This window comes from Aneurinibacillus terranovensis DSM 18919, from assembly GCF_000430625.1.
Lineage (GTDB): Bacteria > Bacillota > Bacilli > Aneurinibacillales > Aneurinibacillaceae > Aneurinibacillus_B > Aneurinibacillus_B terranovensis.
Genome location: NZ_AUMJ01000016.1, coordinates 37,056 through 54,484 on the forward strand (window position 1 = coordinate 37,056; position 17,429 = coordinate 54,484).

Consider the following 17,429-nt stretch of genomic DNA (forward strand, 5'->3'; position numbering starts at 1 on the left):
AGACACCTCATTCTTTAGTTTTTGCAAATCTAAAATCACTTTTTCGTGAAAAAGATTACACCAAAACTTGATTCACATCGATATTCCCAAGCAATGAATCCAAATTTAGCAGAGCGATAATCGTTTCTTGATGATGATACACTCCTGTCATCCATCCATTCCGGGAGTGGGGCGGAGGACTGATATGCTGCTGCGGCAAGAACATTACCTGGTCCACTTCATCGACCGCAATCCCGATCTGTTTGCCGCCGCTATGTATGACAATGATGCGGGTTTTGGAATCCAGTTCTTTCTCGGTCTCCGATAAGATCCTACGAAGACTAATCACAGGAATCACTTTATCCCGAAGATGAAAAATTCCTAAAAACTCCTCGCGTGAATTCGGAATCCAATTCACCGTCTGTATTCGGATGATTTCTGAAACTTCATGAATAGGAATTCCATATAAACTGTTATTGACAACAAACACAATGTATTGTTCATTCGTCTGGCTCATTACACCACCTCCTTTCTGCAAACTATACTTGTGATATTCATTTCATTTCTTTTCTTCTAGTACAATATTCATTTCCAAAGATTCCATCCCCTCGATCAAAACCGGAATCGATAGTACTCGCATTTTAACCGCAGCCACTTCCATCTTATTCCCTAAAATCAAAGTGGGCGGAGTAATGTCCAATAAGATCCCTTCTTTTGAAAAACGGGTTATGGCATTACCGCAAATCATGTTGCTCAGCTCACATATCGCACTTTGAGCCATAGAATCAAAACTTGGAACATCGACCCCTCCCATCATCTTCGAAACAATTTTTAAAGCACTGGCCATGGGTATTCCCAAATCGATTTGCCCCCGTATTTCCCCCGTCACACCAACCACCGTTAAAATTTCTTTACCGGAAAAAGGGGTTTCTTGAAGGATAGGATTTCCAACTTGACAAGACAACTGAAATTGTCCAAAAATATAACTTGTAGATTCTAGAAATGGGTTTATATACATGAGTTTCATTCGAAACCACCTCTGTTTGTGTGGAATAAATAAAAAATCCTCCCGAAATAGGAGAATATCCTTCTTAATTTCGGCAACCGGCGGCTTGCATAACATTTCTGTTCAGAAAACATTGTATCCCCTATGGCTTTGCGACCCTATTTTTCAATAGGTGTGCCTTTTTCTCTTGTGAATTTTGGACTATGGTTGAAATGGCTTATTGAAAACCAAACATATTTCGTACAATGCAGGTTGTTCGTAAAAAAGGGAGGAAAATTAACCTATGCACCTAAAAACTATGGAAATTGAGCTTTCTAATCCTGTTGAAACAAATAGGGATTATACCGATGAACAAATTATCAACATGTTTCTGGCAACATGCGATGGTTCGAAATATACATTACGGAATTATAAAAGGGCTATTGATCAATTTAGAAGTTTTATTGGCTTAAAATCTCTGCGAGAAGTTACTTGGAGAGAGTTAGAAGTGTATAAGATTGGCTTAGTCCAAGGATTTTGCAGCAAAAATTCCAAACCTCAAGCTCCCGCCACCGTGGCGAGTCTTATCGCTCCATTACGTTCCCTATATAAATGGGGGAGTGATCCTAATATCGGCATTTTTGACAAAAATCCTACAACATCTGTGCGGACTCCTAAAATATCAGTCAACAGCAAAAAAAATTATCTAACCAAAAGCGAAGTAATTAGTTTGTTAAATCAGCTAAGAACTCAGGGAATCCGCGACTATCTTATCGGATTAACATTGATTTTATTAGGACTAAGAGTATCGGAACTGACTTCAATTCGTTGGGAAGATTTTCATACAGATCCTTCCGAAAGATCCATCTGGTTGACTATAGTGGATGGAAAAGGAGGAAAACAACGTGAAGTCAAGGTGCCGGAAACATTATGGAGTATGGTTAATGAATATAGGTTATTTTCCCAGCAAAAAAAGGCTCGAATAAATCAACGACTATTTCCTCTGACAACCAGGCAAGTCGAGCGAATTATTCAGGAAGCGCGTGAACACAGCAAATTGGGTAAAAAAGTGACTCCGCATTGGCTTAGACACACCAACGCCACACTCGCTTTGCTTTATGGCGCTTCATTACAACAGGTCCAGGAGAATCTGGGACATTCTCAAATTAATACCACCCAACGCTATCTTCATACGGTAGAGCAGATGAAAAAAGCAGCCCCCGATTATGTCGAAGACTGCTTAAAAGAAATTATGAAACAGTAGAATAAAGGAATTATTGTAACTTTACCAACTATGTGATAAAATAATATATATTTGTAAAAAGTCGATGAATAATAGGAAATTATGTCGAACAACCTGCATTGTACGACATGATTTTTTCGCGAGTGTTATCCATATCCCCTTCCTTCAACGGACAATTTTTTATTATGACAGATTTATTCGAAATATCATAGTGGTTAATGTTTCTAGTGTATGTAAGATCAAAACAAAAAGGCTTAGTACATGATGTACTAAACCTAATTGCATTTTTAAATGAATTAACTGATCTGTTTTTTTGTCTTTCTACTCGATAATTTCTCAAGAATCATCCTGATTTCTGCTTTAAGATCGGATGCTTTTTCAAACTCAAAAATGTTGTTGGCTACCTCCAACTCCTCTCTTATCTCACCAATATAATCATTCACCTCATCCAATATAGGGACTGCAATCACAATGATGTTTTTGTCAGTTTTTACATTAACGAGCCTATCGCTGATAAAAGGTTTTTTGGTATCTCTGGTCTGAACAAAATATTCCCGGTTCGAAACATTGTTGCTTACACCTTCAACGCTAGTATTAATTCCATTCTTATCGGTATACGAGTAATTTTCTACATCTTTGTCGACTTCAGCAAATTGCTTCATGGTCTTCTTGATTTGCTCCAAATTACCTGTTTTAAATTCATTATGTTTGTCAATTAATTCGGTGACCAACGATATTTTTTGTTCAATAAAATAATTAATGTGGCTAACATCGCTTGAACTAAGTTTACGACCAGCAACTTCACTCATCGGAGTCAACAAAGGAAGGGATCTATTATCTAATTGAATGGTTTCATAAGCAATTGCAATGACCTTTTCATTTACAAGAGCCTCGGTGAGTTCAGGCTTTGGAGCAAGGTGTAGATAGGTATAAAGAATTAAACCTTCACGAAAATATTCATATTCTTCAGAAATAGGCTCTTTAACCTTTATTACCATCTCAGCGGACCATGCTTCTTTCGCTGAAGAAACAATCTTTGCTCCGGCAGCTATATAATCTGTAAACCCACTACCTAAACCAGCACCTGTTTCAATCCATACTTCATATCCATTGTTTTTAAAAGTTGTTAAACCCGCTGGCGTTACACCTACTCGATTACATAAATGACGTTTCGTTTCTCAATATCGACAACAAGACTAACATATTGATGACCACGTTTGGATGATGTTTCATCAATGGCTACTTTCTTTACATTAGAAAGGTCTTGTTTTTCACACTTTCCACATTTCACGCGTGGGAGTGGAGCATGAATAAATGATTTATATTGCCAAAAATCAAGATGTCGCCATAAGCGTTCTTTCACAACAATGTCATGAAAGGGCTGGTTCTTCGAACCACATGTTCCACATGTAAATGTACTCTTGCGGTCAAAATCCAAATAAATAAACGAATGACATACCATGGATATTCAAGTTGTAAAACTGCCTGGTACATTTCTAATTCATGAGAAATCCTGGTTTTTATTTAAATTAAAGCCTATCCACTAATTGATCCAAATTTTTTAATATCATGTTTGGTTGCACGCCTAACTCATCAAATTGTTTATTAAAGCGATTTATCCAACAAACTTGAAAACCGAATGTTTTAGCTCCAGATGCATCCCAGGGGTTTGAAGTTATAAATAATGTTTCTTCTTTATTGACCCATAATTTTGCCACACCTAATTGATACACCCCCATAAAAGGCTTATAAATTTTTAATTCATCCACACTAATCACATGAGTGAAAACATGGGAGAGGCCTGCATTTTCAACTACGGTGTTTAGCATGTCAGTTGAACCATTGGAGAGAATAGCCAACTTTCTATTTTTAAGTTTTTCTAAAGCGTTTGGGACTTCAGGATAAGGGTTTAATCGTAAATATTGGTCTAGGAGGGTCATGTGTATTTGTTCATTCAAATCTACTTTTAATTCCTTAAGTGCAAATATTAACGCATCATGGGTCACGCTCCAAAAGTCTTCATAACGCCCCATTAATGAGCGAAGCCAAGTATACTCTAATTGTTTTTGCCTCCATATCTCACTAATTTTCCTCCCCTTACCAGGGAAAAACTGTTCACATTTATCTACCACAGTATGTACATCAAATAATGTTCCGTAAGCATCAAAAATGATAGCTTTAATTGTCAAAATGATTCCTCCCGCTTACTAATTTATCCTTTATCATTATACTCATATGGATAGAAGCGTCCAATTGATAAAAAAGAACCTCCTTTTACAATCTACATTCTAATGTTTCCCATAACATATATTATCATTTTAAGCTTAATCACCATTATTTAACCATAAGATTCGCTTTCTTGCATCCAACATTTATTTACATAATTTTCTTAAATCACGCTCTTCTTTTATTGGATATGCTATATTAAAGTATATGACTTTTCTATTGGAGGAAAAAATAAATGAGCTTAAAAATTCGTGTTTATTCTGATTATGTTTGACCCTATTGTTTTATAGCGGAGGTTCCGCTTCAAGAAGCGATTAAAGGAAAAGATGTGGAAGTCGAATGGATGCCTTTTGAATTACGTCCATATCCTAATCCAACGTTAAAACTAGAAGAGGATTATTTACAAAACGCTTGGATAAATAATGTTTACCCAACAGCAAAACGCTTTGGAGTAAACATGGTATTGCCAAGAGTATCACCTCAACCTTACACGCACTTGGCTTTTGAAGGATTTCAATTTGCTAAAGAACACGGTAAAGCAAATGCTTATAATCATCGAATCATGAAGGCATTTTTTCAAGAAGAAAAGGATATCGGAGATATTGATGTTCTTACTGAACTTGCAATAGAAGTTGGTTTAAACGGGGAAGGATTTAGGAAAACATTGGAAACTCGGAAATACAAAGAGGTTCACCAGAAAGCATTACATCACGCCTATGAGGGAGCAAAGATTACGGCTGTTCCTACCTTTATTATTGGCGACAGGGTATTACCTGGTTTATATAGCGAAGAGACATTGAAGCAAGTAATTAATGAGGAGATTGAAAAACAAAAGAATAGCTTTGTTGAAGGAATGGCTTGTGGTATCGATGGATGTGATTAGAAACAGGTGTTACTTCTTCAGAAATAAAATATACGACTTTTTATGATCAAAAGAGTCTTGCGGGTCTAAGAGCAAAATTTATACAAAACGCTCAAGTAAAAAAGAAAACTAAATACGGGCCAATCAATCCATTGAGAGATTTCTATTGAAAATGACCCGTATTTTGTTTTCATCCTTCACAAGATTACAAATCAAGATGTGGTGGGAGCTTCCTGAAACCCTTGGTTTTTATGGCCAGGAATACGGTGCCAAGAATCAGCCAGATTGTACCGATAATCAGGGCCAAATGATCCATGCTTAACCATACATAGACAATGGTTACAAAACCAAGAATTGGTATGAGTAAATAGCGGATATTTCGCCATCCAGTAGGTTTCCAATTCGCTTGGTCCCCCTCGCTTAAAGGTGAACGCCCTTTCTTCTTCACGTAATAAAGCCATATAACAGCTAAATTCAGTGTACCAAATCCAAAAAGTGCCCCATAGTTAACTAGATTGGACAATGTATCAATGCTTTGAGAAAACCCTAGGATAAATTCAATGGCAACGATGATGATAATATTCCAATGAGGGGTATGCCAACGCTTATTAATTTTGGCGAAAATGGATTTCGGCAGTAAGGTATCCCGTCCCATTCCATATAAGAGACGAGCACCGGCAGCGGTCGCCACAAGATTGAAAACTCCCAATTCCGTTAAATATCCTGCAGTGAAGAAGACGCTGAACAAATCACCGCCTGTCTTCTTGGAAACTTGAAAAAGAGTTGTGTTTACCCAATTGTTGTCACTGATATACTTCTCCCAATCAGGAATGACAAGCATGCCGAAGTACCCGCTCAGAAACATTGTCAATGCCCCTACACCGACCGACCAATAGATAGCCTTTGGAATGTCCCGCTTGGGATGATTCGTTTCTTCTGCCAAAGTGGTTATGGCGTCAAACCCCAAATAGCTAAAAACAGCTAATGATGTGGCTGCAGTGAGGCTGGAAAGGTCTTTAAAATGAAATGGTTCTGAGCTGATTAATGTACCCGTTCCCATTCCATTGTAGACCGCTTTTCCCCACACGATGAAGGAAACCCAAACCACAAACTCCCCAATCACTAATAGCCAAAGCCCCATTTTTGAAAGAAGCTCCACGCCAAACAAATTTAAAATTCCCATTCCAATCGAGAAAAAGGCCAATAATGCCCAATAAGGGATACCCGGAAACAACTGTTGGGCATAAATGGCTGAACTCGCAGCGGTTACTGTCGGGATTAAAATATAGTCTAACGTTAAAGTCCAGCCTGCAATAAATCCAAGGTGTGGGCTCCATCCCCTTCCTACATAATTATACACAGATCCTGCTAACGGAAAATTCCTTACCATTACACCATAACTGAGAGCTGTAAGAAACATCGCAAGCCCTGCCAATAAATAAGGAAGCGCAACCGTTCCTCCTGAAGTCTGCAGCAAAAAACCAAAAATGATAGCCGGGGCGATAGGAACCATGTAGTTTAGGCCAAAGGCAGTTAGATGCCAGACGTTCATAGTTCTCTTTAATTCCTGCTGATAGCCAAATTGGGAAATATCTATAGTGGAATTCGACAAGCTCGATTCGTTCGAAGCCAAACTCACATTATTCTCAACCATCGTATGACCCCTCCCAAAAATAAATTATTCCGTTTTTAAGCAATCATTAAATTTCTATAATTCTCATTTATTTAAGCGCTTTCAATATGTTGTAATCTTTATAACTCGCGTCCATCCACAGCTTCGAAAAGAGTATTGCCTATCTTGTCGCAAACGCCCTCTAATCACTCATTAGTCAAATTATTCTGTTAATTTACAAGGGTAACGTGCTCTTTTCCTTTAGAAAGTTTAGTTTTGATTCGCATTCCGTACGCTACAAAACAAAAGCCATTTACTGTCTTACTGATGCTCATCATTTTTTGTTGATGGTGGCTCCTCACCCTTCTTCTCAATAGGAGGTTCATTTCTACGTTTAGGTTTAGATAATTTTTCTTCAATAGAGTATTTATCCTTTTCTTCCTCTGTTTTAGGCATATTCTTAATACCCATATTTTTCTTCTCTTCCTTTTGCAAAATACCCTGTATTTCTTTATCAGGATGTGGAATGACATGAGATGCAAGCAGCTCTCCGACTTTTGCTGCCGCTTCTTTTCCGGCTTCAATTGCTGCGTATACAGCGCTAACGTCACCTTCCACTAATACCGTTACTATGGCACCATCTACTTTTTCTTGCTTAACTAATCGAACATCCGCGGCTTTAATCATCGCATCTGCTGCTTCGATGGAGCCGACTAGTCCCCTTGTTTCAATCATCCCCAATGCCTTAGGCAAGCTCATCAACCCTTTCCACATCAATCGAATCAATAATTCCAATAATTAAAGCATCAATTGGCAAACGAATATCGGACACAATATTAGCAGCCGAGCTTCCTTTCGTAACCATCACTTTATCTCCAATACCTGCGCCAATACGGTCAACTGCAATATAAGCAGAGTCAACCTCTGATCCGTTAGGGAGTTTTGGTTGAATGATTAAGAATTTCAATCCTCGCAATTCCTCTTCTTTTCTCGTTGCCCAAACGTTCCCAATCACTGTGCCTATTTGCATCAGAGATCCGCCCCTTTTGAATCAAGTACACAGATGTTTTTTCCCAATTTTCGTAATGCATCACGAGCTAAGGGAGTAACGATAGTTGATTTACGAACGATAATTTGCTTTTCTTTCATACTTTCTACTTCCCTTTGTGTTAACAATTTTCCGTGGAATGTGACTTGCTCACCCACACACGAACCTATGATTTCATCCTCCATCCTGAAAATAGCTGAGGAAAGATTCGCTAATGAATGAATACGCACACCAAATCGTTCTAACACTTCTTTATATTTCAAAAGATGATTGATATACTCCTTATTGGGTACGTTTTTTTCATCGGTTTTCAATATCCATTCCAACTCTGAAGAAGGAATTAAATTTACATTTAATCCTCTCCTCATGACATTAGCCAACATTTTGCTGTCGGGAGTATCAGTAATTCCCAATGCCCCTTTTACTAGTAAATCTTGAGAAACGTCTAAAAATATAATATCCCGAACATTCGTCGGAAAGTCTTCAGATGCCGATGACATCCTTATAACATTCCAGTATTTTTCTAATTCATCATGTTTAAAATCTTCTACAGCGTTAATAACCAAGAGATTCGGTTTGTTTTCTACTTCACTCTTGACAAATGAGACACCCATCTTTTTAAGGACTTCTATAACGATCTCCTCTACGATTTCACGATTAATCATACGAACCTTCATACTTTATTAAATTTCCTTTTTCACCTGTTGTAATTAGACAAGCGTTTGCTTCATCCGTATCAATGTGCATTTCCAGGCGATATTTAGGAGAAACACGAATAAGAATTTTTTCAAAAGTAATGGGGCGCTCATTCTCTGTCGAAATACGAACATACTCGCCATTTTTTACATTATAATAGTCAGCATCTTGGGGGTTCATATGAATATGAGCTTGTGCAATAATTAACCCTTCTTTTAAATAGATACTCCCTTTTGGGCCTAATATTGTAATAGGAGAGGAGCCTTTAATGTCGCCCGATTCTCGTATAGGAGGATTTAATCCTAATTTGATTGCATCTGTTTTGCTTATCTCTACTTGTGTTAGATTTCTTGTAGGCCCAAGAATCCGCACGTTTGGAATGCTTCCCCTTGTTCCTATGATAGTAACCGTTTCGTTTGCGGCAAATTGGCCTAGTTGATATAAATCTGCTTTCTTCGTTAATTCAAATCGTTCACCAAACAGCGCTTCCAAGTCGGTTTTACTTAAATGACAATGCCTTGCAGAAACAGCTATTGGGATAGACTTTTGAGAAGAATGGTTTTTCATAAGTTGATTGACCACCTCTTCAACGATCGATTCAATCGCTTGTTGGTTCATTTCTTATTGCTCCTTACTTTTTCACTGTATTTTAATTTTCCACATTGATTTTTGGTAAAATACTTTCTAATTCATTGTGCGGACGTGGAATTACGTGAACAGAAATAAGTTCCCCGACACGCTGAGCTGCAGCTGCTCCAGACTCTGTTGCTGCTTTTACCGCTCCTACATCACCTCGAACCAAAATAGTAACAATTCCTCCACCGACATGAACCTTTCCAATTACATGTACATTTGCAGCTTTCACCATTGCGTCTGCTGCCTCAACAGAAGCAACTAAACCTTTCGTTTCAATCATTCCTAATGCAGTAAGTTCACCAGTCATTTTAAAATCCTCCTAGTTCGTTCATTTAATGATTTTTTATAACTTGATTCACCATTTAAGATAGTAAATGTGCATCAACTGAAGGTTTGATTATGGTTCAGTACTTGACTGCTACTATAAGGAAGAAGATTTAAAACATTCTTCACCGATTGAGCTGAGGTGTCTAAGGCTTGTTTTTCTTCTGATGTTAAAGGCAATTCTAGGATGCTTTCAATTCCGTTTCCACCTAGAATAGTAGGTACTCCTAAGCATATATTGTCATAACCATATTCCCCATCTAAATACGCGATGGCAGGAAGAATTCTTTTTTTGTCTTTCACAATAGCTTCTGCCATTTGAACGATTGAAGCGGCAGGAGCATAATAAGCGCTGCCTTGACCAAGGAGATTAACGATTTCCCCTCCTCCTTTTCGTGTACGTTCAACAATAGCTTCAATTTTTTCTTCTGAAAGAATTCTTTCTAGAGGAATACCCCCCACATGCGAAAAGCGAATTAAAGGAACCATGGCGTCCCCATGCCCTCCTAAAACAAATCCTGATACATCTTCAACCGAAACATTTAACTCTTGAGCAACAAATGTATTAAATCGAGCTGTATCCAGTACTCCTGATTGCCCTATTACACGGTTTTTTAAAAAGCCTGTAGTTTTATAACAGACATAAGTCATGGCATCTACCGGGTTGCTCAATACTAATAAATAGCTGTTAGGAGCGTAATAAACTATTTTTTCAGATATCTCTGTTAATATTTTTGCGTTTGTTGTGACTAAATCGTCTCTGCTCATTCCTGGCTTTCTGGCAATCCCGGCAGTAATAATAATCAAATCCGCGTCTTGTATCGCTTCATAATGACAGGTTCCAATAATATTAGAATCGAATCCTTGTACCGGACTTGCTTCCAGCAGATCTAATGCTTTCCCCATTGTAGGATTCCTCATAGAAGGGATATCAACTAGTACAATATCTCCAAGTTCTTTTTGCGCAATCATTAAAGCTGTCGTGGTTCCTGTATAACCAGCTCCAATCACTGCAATTTTTTTACGTTTAAAAGACACGCTCCAGCCTCCTTTCAACTAACGGCGTTTAATTTAATGTTCGTTAATTATAGAATCCCAAGAGACTTTTCATCATTGTTCATTCTTTTCTTATTAGCAATTTTCTGGTACTTAGGCCGGGGTTAGGCATCACACAAAAGGATATAAGTGCTCCGACATGTTGAGCTACTTGTGTTCCAGCATCAACTGCGATTTGTACAGCACTGACATCGCCTTCCACTAAAATTGTAACGAGTGCTATGTCTTTTTTCTCCTGAATTAAGAGATTAATATTTGCTGACTTTAACATAGCATCTGCTACTTCAATGGAAACGGCTAACCCCCACGTTTCAATCATCCCTAATGCTTTATTCACCTTCCTTACCTCTTCTCTTTGCGCATTAACTAAGTGCTTCCAATGATCGTGCCAACTCGCACTAATACTCCTCTAATTTCGGTAAAATGCTCCCCAATTCGTGATGAGGACGTGGAATTACGTGAACAGAGATAATTTCACCCACACGTTGTGCGGCTGTACTTCCTGCTTCAGTAGCTGCTTTTACAGCTCCAACATCACCAGTTACTAGCACTGTGACAATCCCTCCACCTACATGAACTTTTCCTACTATGTTAACGTTTGCCGCCTTTACCATAGCATCTGCCGCTTCCAATGAAGCCACTAATCCTCTGGTTTCGATCATTCCAAGTGCACCGTTTATTTCTCTAGCCATTTACTATTCCCCCTCATTATTGTTTTTGGTATTGTTCAACTACGTTTTTGACCATTTTGGATACCACGTCAGGATCAATCGACCGGGCCTTCATTTCTACTTCTTTTAATACTTGTTCAATAATGATTTCAACGCTTTCAATATTCGAATACTTTTCCGATTTATCTTCGCCATGCTGAGATGGATTGGGTATAGAAACATCTCTGATCCCGTAAGCTACTCGCTTTACATTTATCAAGTGGCGAGCTGTAATGTTATCAGAAGTTATATTCCCGCCATATGATCCGCATCCTAATGTCATGGATGGCGTTAAGCCTGTCGTTGCTCCTGCCGCTCCTATGGAAGAAAGCGTATTCACCAATATACGAGAAACTGGCATTTCAATCCCAAACGTTTGAACAACTCTTTCATCGGTTGTGTGAATCGCAAAACTGTGTCCTCTTCCTCCGAGATCCAATAATTCAATACAAATTTTTTTTGCTTCCTGTACACTATTTGCTGTATACAAAGCAAAAATAGGAGCGAGCTTTTCAATTGAAAATGGAGTATCCTTACCAATGCGATCTTCCTCTGCTATTAATAATCGTGTCCCTTCCGGAATATCAAAACCAGCCATTTTTGCGATTGTCTTAGTCGAACGTCCAACGATAGCCGGGTTTAATCTTCCTTTTATTGGGGAAATAACATTTTCCAACTTGGTTTTTTCAACTTCATTTAGGAAGTAGGCACCGTTATTTTTCAGCTCTCTAATCGTCATTGTCTTGATATTCTGGTCGACCACAATAGCTTGTTCCGAAGCACAAATTGTACCATTATCAAAGGTTTTACTGTCCACAATCATTTTCACTGCATTCTTCACATTGGCTGTTTTCTCAATATAGACTGGTACATTTCCAGGCCCTACACCGTATGCTGGTTTCCCAGAACTATAAGCCGCTCGTACTAATCCCCCTCCTCCCGTTGCCAAAATTAAATGAACGTCTTTATGTTTCATTAGTTCGATGGTTGTTTCCATTGTCGGTTTAGTAATCCAACCGATTAATCCTTCTGGAGCTCCAGCTTCAACAGCAGCTTTGCTGCAAATTTTCAAGGCCTCCACGGTACACTTTACAGCAGAAGGATGGGGGCTTACTACAATCGCATTTCTTGATTTCAATGAAATGAGTGTTTTAAAAATTGCCGTTGAAGTAGGGTTTGTGGTCGGAATAATACCTGCAATGACTCCAAAAGGATATGCAATTTCAATTACCTTCTTTTCATGGTCTTTCCTAATAACTCCAACTGTTTTTTCATCCTTAATAGACTGGTAAACGTCCCTAGAGCATAATTCGTTTTTGATCTTTTTATGTTCCACAACTCCCATTCCAGTTTCTTCAACTGCCAATCGGGCTAAAGATTCAGATTGTCTATATGCGGAATCTGCGACGCTTTTAACAATACGATCGACTTGTTCCTGTGAGAACTCCACAAACTTCAACTGAGCTTCTTTTGATCGTTTAACAGCTTCTCTCATCTCTTGTATCGACTTCAGGTCATAATCAAGCTCCATAAATTGAATCACTCCTTTCTTAAAAACTTTAATAATAGTGATTGTAGGACGAGTTCAACCTATTTTATTGATAGTTTCGATAAAATTTAACCTGGCCATTTCCTCGTTCTTCTTCTGGAGAAGAGTGCTTTGTAATCTTTGTTACTTCCATGGAAGAAGTTATATCATTCCAAATTTTTAAATCTTCCTGAGTAAGAGGAAGGTATTCAGAGTACTCTTCTAAAGTGGGCTTTGCCATCTTTGTTACCTCCATAGAACAAGTTATGTCGCTCCAAATTTTCATCTCTTCCTCAGTAAGGGGAGGGTATTCAGAATACTCCTCTAACTTTGAGAGTACTAATCTAGTGATCTTTTCTACTAAGGTCTGATCCATTTTAACACCTCCTGTATTATTCTGATTCGCTGCCATTCTAACACTAATGATTTCTTCTTTTTGATTACTTCTTTGTATACGTTAAAGTTGTAGTCAAAACTTAGTAAACCATTTCAGCTGCTTGTTTAATACTGAGCTCACATCGTGAAAGTAATTCATCACAATATTTTTGATCACAAAGCAGACCAGGTTTAAATTGAAGTACCTTAGGGTCAAGCATAGAATAAATCGCCCATACCCCATTTTTATAAAGACAGCGCATCACATATTTAGCCCCTTCGGGATGACTAAATTCCAATCCCATAACAACGCCCAATTGACGAATACCAGTAAAAAATTCAGGGTTGTTCTTCTTTATGGTTTCAAGTCCTGTACGCAAATAGCGAGCGACAAAATCAACGTTTTGTCTCACTTCTTTACGTTGGGATATCTCTAATACTTTCATCGCAACAATACAGCCTAATTCCGAACCTCCGAATGTAGATATATGAGCAAAACCATCCTCATTCATCCATTGACCCGCCTTTTGACTTACAATCGTGGCTGCTATTGGGTAAATTCCCCCACCAAATCCTTTTGAGGTAACTAAAATATCAGGTTCCACTCCAAAGTGCTCAATCCCCCATAGGTTCCCTGTACGCATCAAACCAGTTTGCACTTCATCAGCTATGTATAAGGAACCATACAATTTGCACATTTTTTTTACTGAAGAAAGGTATCCTTTTTCCGGAAGGGGGAATCCATATGTTGCCGGAATCGTTTCAATAACGACGCAGGCAACATCTTCAGCGGAAAGTGCCTTCTCCATCGCCGCTAAATCATTAAATGGCACATGAATAAATTCTCTAGGATCTCCTTCACTTAGAAACGGACGAGAGTAACGCTCATTACCTAACGATACTGCTAATCCCGTATGGCCATGATAACCATATTGAATGGAAACTATTTTTTTTCGTTTCGTTGCATACCTTGCACATTTTATGGCAACATCGATTGCTTCACTTCCACCACTCGAGAAGATCGAATACGTCAAACTACTTGGCGTGCATATTGAAAGTTCTTCCGCGAGCTGTGCACGGGTTATGGATGGAAAATGATGATTTCCAATATCAAATTCATCTAAAGCCCTTTTCAACGTGGAAATAATTTCAGGATTTCGGTGACCTAGATTATATGTTCCTCCATTTAAATGTACATCCATTAGTTTTTTTCCACTCATATCGTAAAAATAGTAACCTTCTCGTTTTCCTATCACTAAATCAATGCCGTCTTTTTGCCATTGGTTTGTTTTTCCTGGATTCCACCATTTGATTGATTGTTCAATAACGGTATCCTTGCTATTCGTCCTAAGTTTATCCATTATCTTCTCTCCAATTTAAAGTATTTTATTTAACCTTTTCAAAATAACTAAAAGTATGAATCAACCTTTTTCCTCGTCTGCGAATAATAATTGGATTTCTGTATGACTTAGAATTTGCTGCCACTCATCTGGACAGTGCCAGTCAGATATCAACATGTTGTCAATGAACCCATAGCCTCTACATTCTCTGGGATCGTTTGACCACCATCCACGATAAGCGTTTGACCCGTGATGAAGCCCGCTTCCTTTGATGCAAGGAAAAGTGCCGCATGAGCAATGTCCTCTACGCTACCAAGTCTCTTTAGTGGAATGGATGACGCCATTCTCTCTAAATAATCATTCCCCAACCCTTGTAATCCCTCGGTCAGAATATTACCGGGCATCACGGCATTGATCGTTATATTGTAATGAGCTAGTTCCAATGCTGCACTCCGCATAAAACCCAACTGAGCTGCTTTGCTAGCGCCGTAGTGGGACCATCCAGCATACCCGGTAACAGGACCTGTTATTGAAGAAGTAATAATGACACGACCATAATGAGCTGACTTTAAATACGGTAGGCAAGCCTGCAAAGCGAATAATGTACCTCGCGCGTTAGTATTGATCACTTGGTCCCAATGATCTCCGGTCATTTCTTCCAGTGAAGCGCTTGGAAAAATCCCTGCGTTGGCGCACAATACATCAATTCCTCCAAAAGTTTGAGCTACTTCTTGTGCCAGGTTCATCATTGAGGTACGGTCAGACACATCGCCAACAAATGCCTTCGCGTTCCATCCAGAATTTCTTATTTCTGCCGCACACTCTTCAGCAGATTCCATATGACGTGCCACGACAGCTACTTGTGCCCCGTGATTCGCGAATATTCGAGCGATACCCTTTCCGATACCCTTACTCGCTCCAGTGATTAAGACTGATTTATCTTTGATTGTATTCGACATGTCCAACAACCCCTTAAGCATATTATTTTTTAATAAGAACAAACAACTTAAAAAATTGTTATTTTAATGTAATTTCTAGCGATGTATAAGTAAATATTTCTTTGCCAGTTCCTCAGTTTTCTCTGCAAACCCCATCCCCAAATTCCTTGCTGTATCACTATCTGAATGGGTTCTTAACCAAGCTAATAGCATTAATCGGCGAAGCATAATAAACGTTGGAATCTCGGCTTCTTCTTCGTCAGATACATTGCATATCTTTCTATAGCCTTTAAGCCATGATTTCACTAATTCAGGTACAAATTTCTCGTGTTCAATGAAACTTAATCCGGATGCTAAATCATATAGAAACCAGCTATAGCCACAATCATCAAAATCAATCACTTTGATTTGGTTACCCTCAATTAGCAAATTGGCTAATCGTAAATCAGCATGAATTAACCCGAAACGGTCTCGTGTCTTACCGAACCGTTGAAGCCTTAAACTGATAATATCTGAAACTTGTTGAAACAATTCTGCCCTTTCATTAGAAACTTCTGGTCCATCTTGCCATCTACCCCACCGTGGGTTTTCCCCCAACATGGTATCAAAGTCCCAAGTGAACCGACTCAGGTGAATGGAATTCTCCCACTTTCTGACGTGTTCATGTAAAAGAGCCGTTACTTCCCCGAGTTGTTCAAATTGTGCGATTAAATTTTCTTTTCCGTTTTCATCAGGAGCCTTTCCGCTTAAAAAGTTAAACATCACACAATGTTGGGTTTCACTATTTCGTTCGCTTTTTAATGTTTGGACAAATTCACCATTCTTACCCTCTATTGGTTTTGGTACGATTATTGAAGAGTTGTTCGCAATCTCCTGCATCCAGATTAATTCGCTCTCCAGATCCCTCTTTGTATGATAACCTGGTCGATTAAGACGCAACACCATGCGTATATTTTTCACCGGATCCTCAACCAAATAAGTAGTATTCTCCGAATAATTCAGCAGTCTACAATAGGAAGAAGGAGATAGATCATAAAGTTTTAAAGCTCGTTTAGCTAGTCTGTTCATCAATGATAAACGTTCTTCTTCCGAGTGTTCATTTAAACGTTGCATGATAACCTCCCTTTATTTTCAAATATTTTTAGATATAGACGCTCTTGAAGATCTCTATTTTGTTGAAATTTACTTATCACATCAACGCCTAGCACTAATTGTGGTTTTTTTTGGTTTTTTGAATTTTATTGTGTATTTATTGCAATATTAAGCCTGGTTTAGTGAGTTGTCAATATATTTTTTTAATTTAAAATACACTGATTGTTTGAATTTTAACTAGTTATTATTTAAACTTTGCGACTTCCTAAAAACTGTTTTATGCAAAGATATTTCCCTAATACGGTAAAAAAGGCTATCTCAATGAATTTAATTCTTCTTATTCATTACATTCATTAATGATTCGCTTTGAAATTATCTTAAAAATTAAGACACAGAAAAAGCCTTAAAGTCCCCTCAGATTTTTCTCGATTGTTGTTTCTTTTTGTTTTTTTTAATTTTTTTGTGGTTTTAGGGCTAGCTACAACATTTTGTAGAAAGTATTTGTGTTTTTCCTATTATTAGTAATCGCAGTGCGTTGAGAAAAACTCGCGGGCGTTGCCGCTCGTCCTTTTTCTGCAGGGTAGCGAAACGGCCGCTTAGTGACCGGAAGGTCGGACCGACAAAACATCCGGGTATCTCAAGGATGGACAATTGTCGGTCTGATCGACCTTCCGGCCACACGCTCCACATCGAAAAAGAAACGTTCGGCACACCCCCGCGAGTTTTTCTCAGGTGACCAATGGAAGAAAGTATATGTTGCTTTAACACTGTAAAGCAAC

The 17,429-nt window shown here is 38.4% G+C and carries 21 protein-coding genes, 1 pseudogene and 1 riboswitch; of the genes and pseudogenes, 3 read left to right on the plus strand and 19 right to left on the minus strand.

Features of this window, described 5'->3' with window-relative positions; all coding sequences use genetic code 11:
* Positions 1-55: 55 nt before the first annotated feature.
* Both H525_RS0103260 and H525_RS0103265 read right to left on the minus strand, forming a co-directional pair.
* On the minus strand, positions 56-496 hold the full coding sequence (locus H525_RS0103260; protein ID WP_027415012.1) for a chemotaxis protein CheW: 441 nt from the start codon (positions 494-496) through the stop codon (positions 56-58).
* A gap of 42 nt (positions 497-538) precedes the next feature.
* Positions 539-1,006 (minus strand): chemotaxis protein CheX, encoded by a 468-nt coding sequence (locus H525_RS0103265; protein WP_081413210.1) that lies wholly within the window; start codon positions 1,004-1,006, stop codon positions 539-541.
* 69 nt (positions 1,007-1,075) lie between these two features.
* Positions 1,076-1,174, minus strand: a riboswitch (cyclic di-GMP riboswitch).
* Between the two features lie 109 nt (positions 1,175-1,283).
* Here H525_RS0103265 and H525_RS0103270 point away from each other — a divergent pair.
* Positions 1,284-2,228, plus strand: a complete 945-nt coding sequence (locus H525_RS0103270; protein ID WP_425387638.1) for a tyrosine-type recombinase/integrase — start codon at positions 1,284-1,286, stop codon at positions 2,226-2,228.
* 767 nt (positions 2,229-2,995) lie between these two features.
* Here H525_RS0103270 and H525_RS28395 read toward each other — a convergent pair.
* From H525_RS28395 to H525_RS0103280, 3 genes and pseudogenes are all read right to left on the minus strand, one after another.
* A pseudogene (locus H525_RS28395) lies at positions 2,996-3,364 on the minus strand (alanine dehydrogenase); the annotation flags it as partial.
* A complete protein-coding gene (locus tag H525_RS29265; RefSeq protein ID WP_081413201.1) occupies positions 3,355-3,669 on the minus strand; it encodes a transposase family protein in 315 nt (104 codons plus the stop codon). The pseudogene H525_RS28395 and the gene H525_RS29265, both read right to left, overlap by 10 nt.
* Before the next feature lie 67 nt (positions 3,670-3,736).
* Positions 3,737-4,396, minus strand: coding sequence for a haloacid dehalogenase type II (locus tag H525_RS0103280; RefSeq protein WP_211236964.1), 660 nt, complete (start codon positions 4,394-4,396; stop codon positions 3,737-3,739).
* A 272-nt stretch (positions 4,397-4,668) separates the two neighbouring features.
* Here H525_RS0103280 and H525_RS22635 point away from each other — a divergent pair, with 272 nt between their 5' ends.
* Entirely contained in the window at positions 4,669-5,316 is a 648-nt protein-coding gene (locus H525_RS22635; RefSeq protein ID WP_081413202.1) for a DsbA family oxidoreductase, read from the plus strand.
* A 184-nt stretch (positions 5,317-5,500) separates the two neighbouring features.
* Here H525_RS22635 and H525_RS0103290 read toward each other — a convergent pair whose 3' ends face one another.
* The 14 genes from H525_RS0103290 to H525_RS0103355 form a co-directional block, all read right to left on the minus strand.
* Positions 5,501-6,949, minus strand: a complete 1,449-nt coding sequence (locus H525_RS0103290) for an APC family permease (protein WP_027415017.1) — start codon at positions 6,947-6,949, stop codon at positions 5,501-5,503.
* A gap of 279 nt (positions 6,950-7,228) precedes the next feature.
* A complete protein-coding gene (locus H525_RS25325) occupies positions 7,229-7,660 on the minus strand; it encodes a BMC domain-containing protein (protein ID WP_051330777.1) in 432 nt (143 codons plus the stop codon).
* Positions 7,653-7,937, minus strand: a complete 285-nt coding sequence (locus H525_RS0103300) for a EutN/CcmL family microcompartment protein (protein WP_027415018.1) — start codon at positions 7,935-7,937, stop codon at positions 7,653-7,655. The genes H525_RS25325 and H525_RS0103300 overlap by 8 nt, the downstream gene beginning before the upstream one ends.
* Positions 7,937-8,620 carry a hypothetical protein gene (locus H525_RS0103305; protein WP_027415019.1) on the minus strand — a complete coding sequence of 228 codons (684 nt, stop codon included), beginning with the start codon at positions 8,618-8,620 and terminating at the stop codon, positions 7,937-7,939. Before H525_RS0103305 ends, H525_RS0103300 begins: the two co-directional genes overlap by 1 nt.
* Positions 8,613-9,269, minus strand: a complete 657-nt coding sequence (pduL, locus tag H525_RS0103310) for a phosphate propanoyltransferase (RefSeq protein WP_027415020.1) — start codon at positions 9,267-9,269, stop codon at positions 8,613-8,615. Before pduL ends, H525_RS0103305 begins: the two co-directional genes overlap by 8 nt.
* A gap of 31 nt (positions 9,270-9,300) precedes the next feature.
* Positions 9,301-9,594 (minus strand): BMC domain-containing protein, encoded by a 294-nt coding sequence (locus H525_RS0103315; protein ID WP_027415021.1) that lies wholly within the window; start codon positions 9,592-9,594, stop codon positions 9,301-9,303.
* A 74-nt stretch (positions 9,595-9,668) separates the two neighbouring features.
* The gene (mdh, locus tag H525_RS0103320; RefSeq protein ID WP_027415022.1) at positions 9,669-10,649 is read right to left on the minus strand and encodes a malate dehydrogenase; all 981 of its coding nucleotides are present in this window, start codon (positions 10,647-10,649) and stop codon (positions 9,669-9,671) included.
* Between the two features lie 79 nt (positions 10,650-10,728).
* Entirely contained in the window at positions 10,729-11,004 is a 276-nt protein-coding gene (locus tag H525_RS22645) for a BMC domain-containing protein (RefSeq protein WP_051330768.1), read from the minus strand.
* Between the two features lie 61 nt (positions 11,005-11,065).
* Positions 11,066-11,359, minus strand: a complete 294-nt coding sequence (locus tag H525_RS0103330) for a BMC domain-containing protein (protein WP_027415023.1) — start codon at positions 11,357-11,359, stop codon at positions 11,066-11,068.
* 16 nt (positions 11,360-11,375) lie between these two features.
* The gene (locus tag H525_RS0103335) at positions 11,376-12,908 is read right to left on the minus strand and encodes an acetaldehyde dehydrogenase (acetylating) (RefSeq protein WP_027415024.1); all 1,533 of its coding nucleotides are present in this window, start codon (positions 12,906-12,908) and stop codon (positions 11,376-11,378) included.
* Positions 12,909-12,972: 64 nt separating this feature from the next.
* The gene (locus H525_RS22650; protein ID WP_211236965.1) at positions 12,973-13,317 is read right to left on the minus strand and encodes a hypothetical protein; all 345 of its coding nucleotides are present in this window, start codon (positions 13,315-13,317) and stop codon (positions 12,973-12,975) included.
* A 64-nt stretch (positions 13,318-13,381) separates the two neighbouring features.
* A complete protein-coding gene (locus H525_RS0103345; RefSeq protein ID WP_027415025.1) occupies positions 13,382-14,641 on the minus strand; it encodes a class-III pyridoxal-phosphate-dependent aminotransferase in 1,260 nt (419 codons plus the stop codon).
* Between the two features lie 149 nt (positions 14,642-14,790).
* Entirely contained in the window at positions 14,791-15,579 is a 789-nt protein-coding gene (fabG, locus tag H525_RS0103350) for a 3-oxoacyl-ACP reductase FabG (protein WP_027415026.1), read from the minus strand.
* 75 nt (positions 15,580-15,654) lie between these two features.
* Positions 15,655-16,671: a phosphotransferase enzyme family protein gene (locus H525_RS0103355; protein WP_027415027.1), complete on the minus strand. Its 1,017-nt coding sequence runs from the start codon at positions 16,669-16,671 to the stop codon at positions 15,655-15,657.
* A gap of 578 nt (positions 16,672-17,249) precedes the next feature.
* Between H525_RS0103355 and H525_RS26910 the strand changes: the two genes are divergently transcribed.
* Positions 17,250-17,423: a hypothetical protein gene (locus H525_RS26910; RefSeq protein ID WP_155837099.1), complete on the plus strand. Its 174-nt coding sequence runs from the start codon at positions 17,250-17,252 to the stop codon at positions 17,421-17,423.
* The last annotated feature ends 6 nt before the right edge of the window (positions 17,424-17,429 follow it).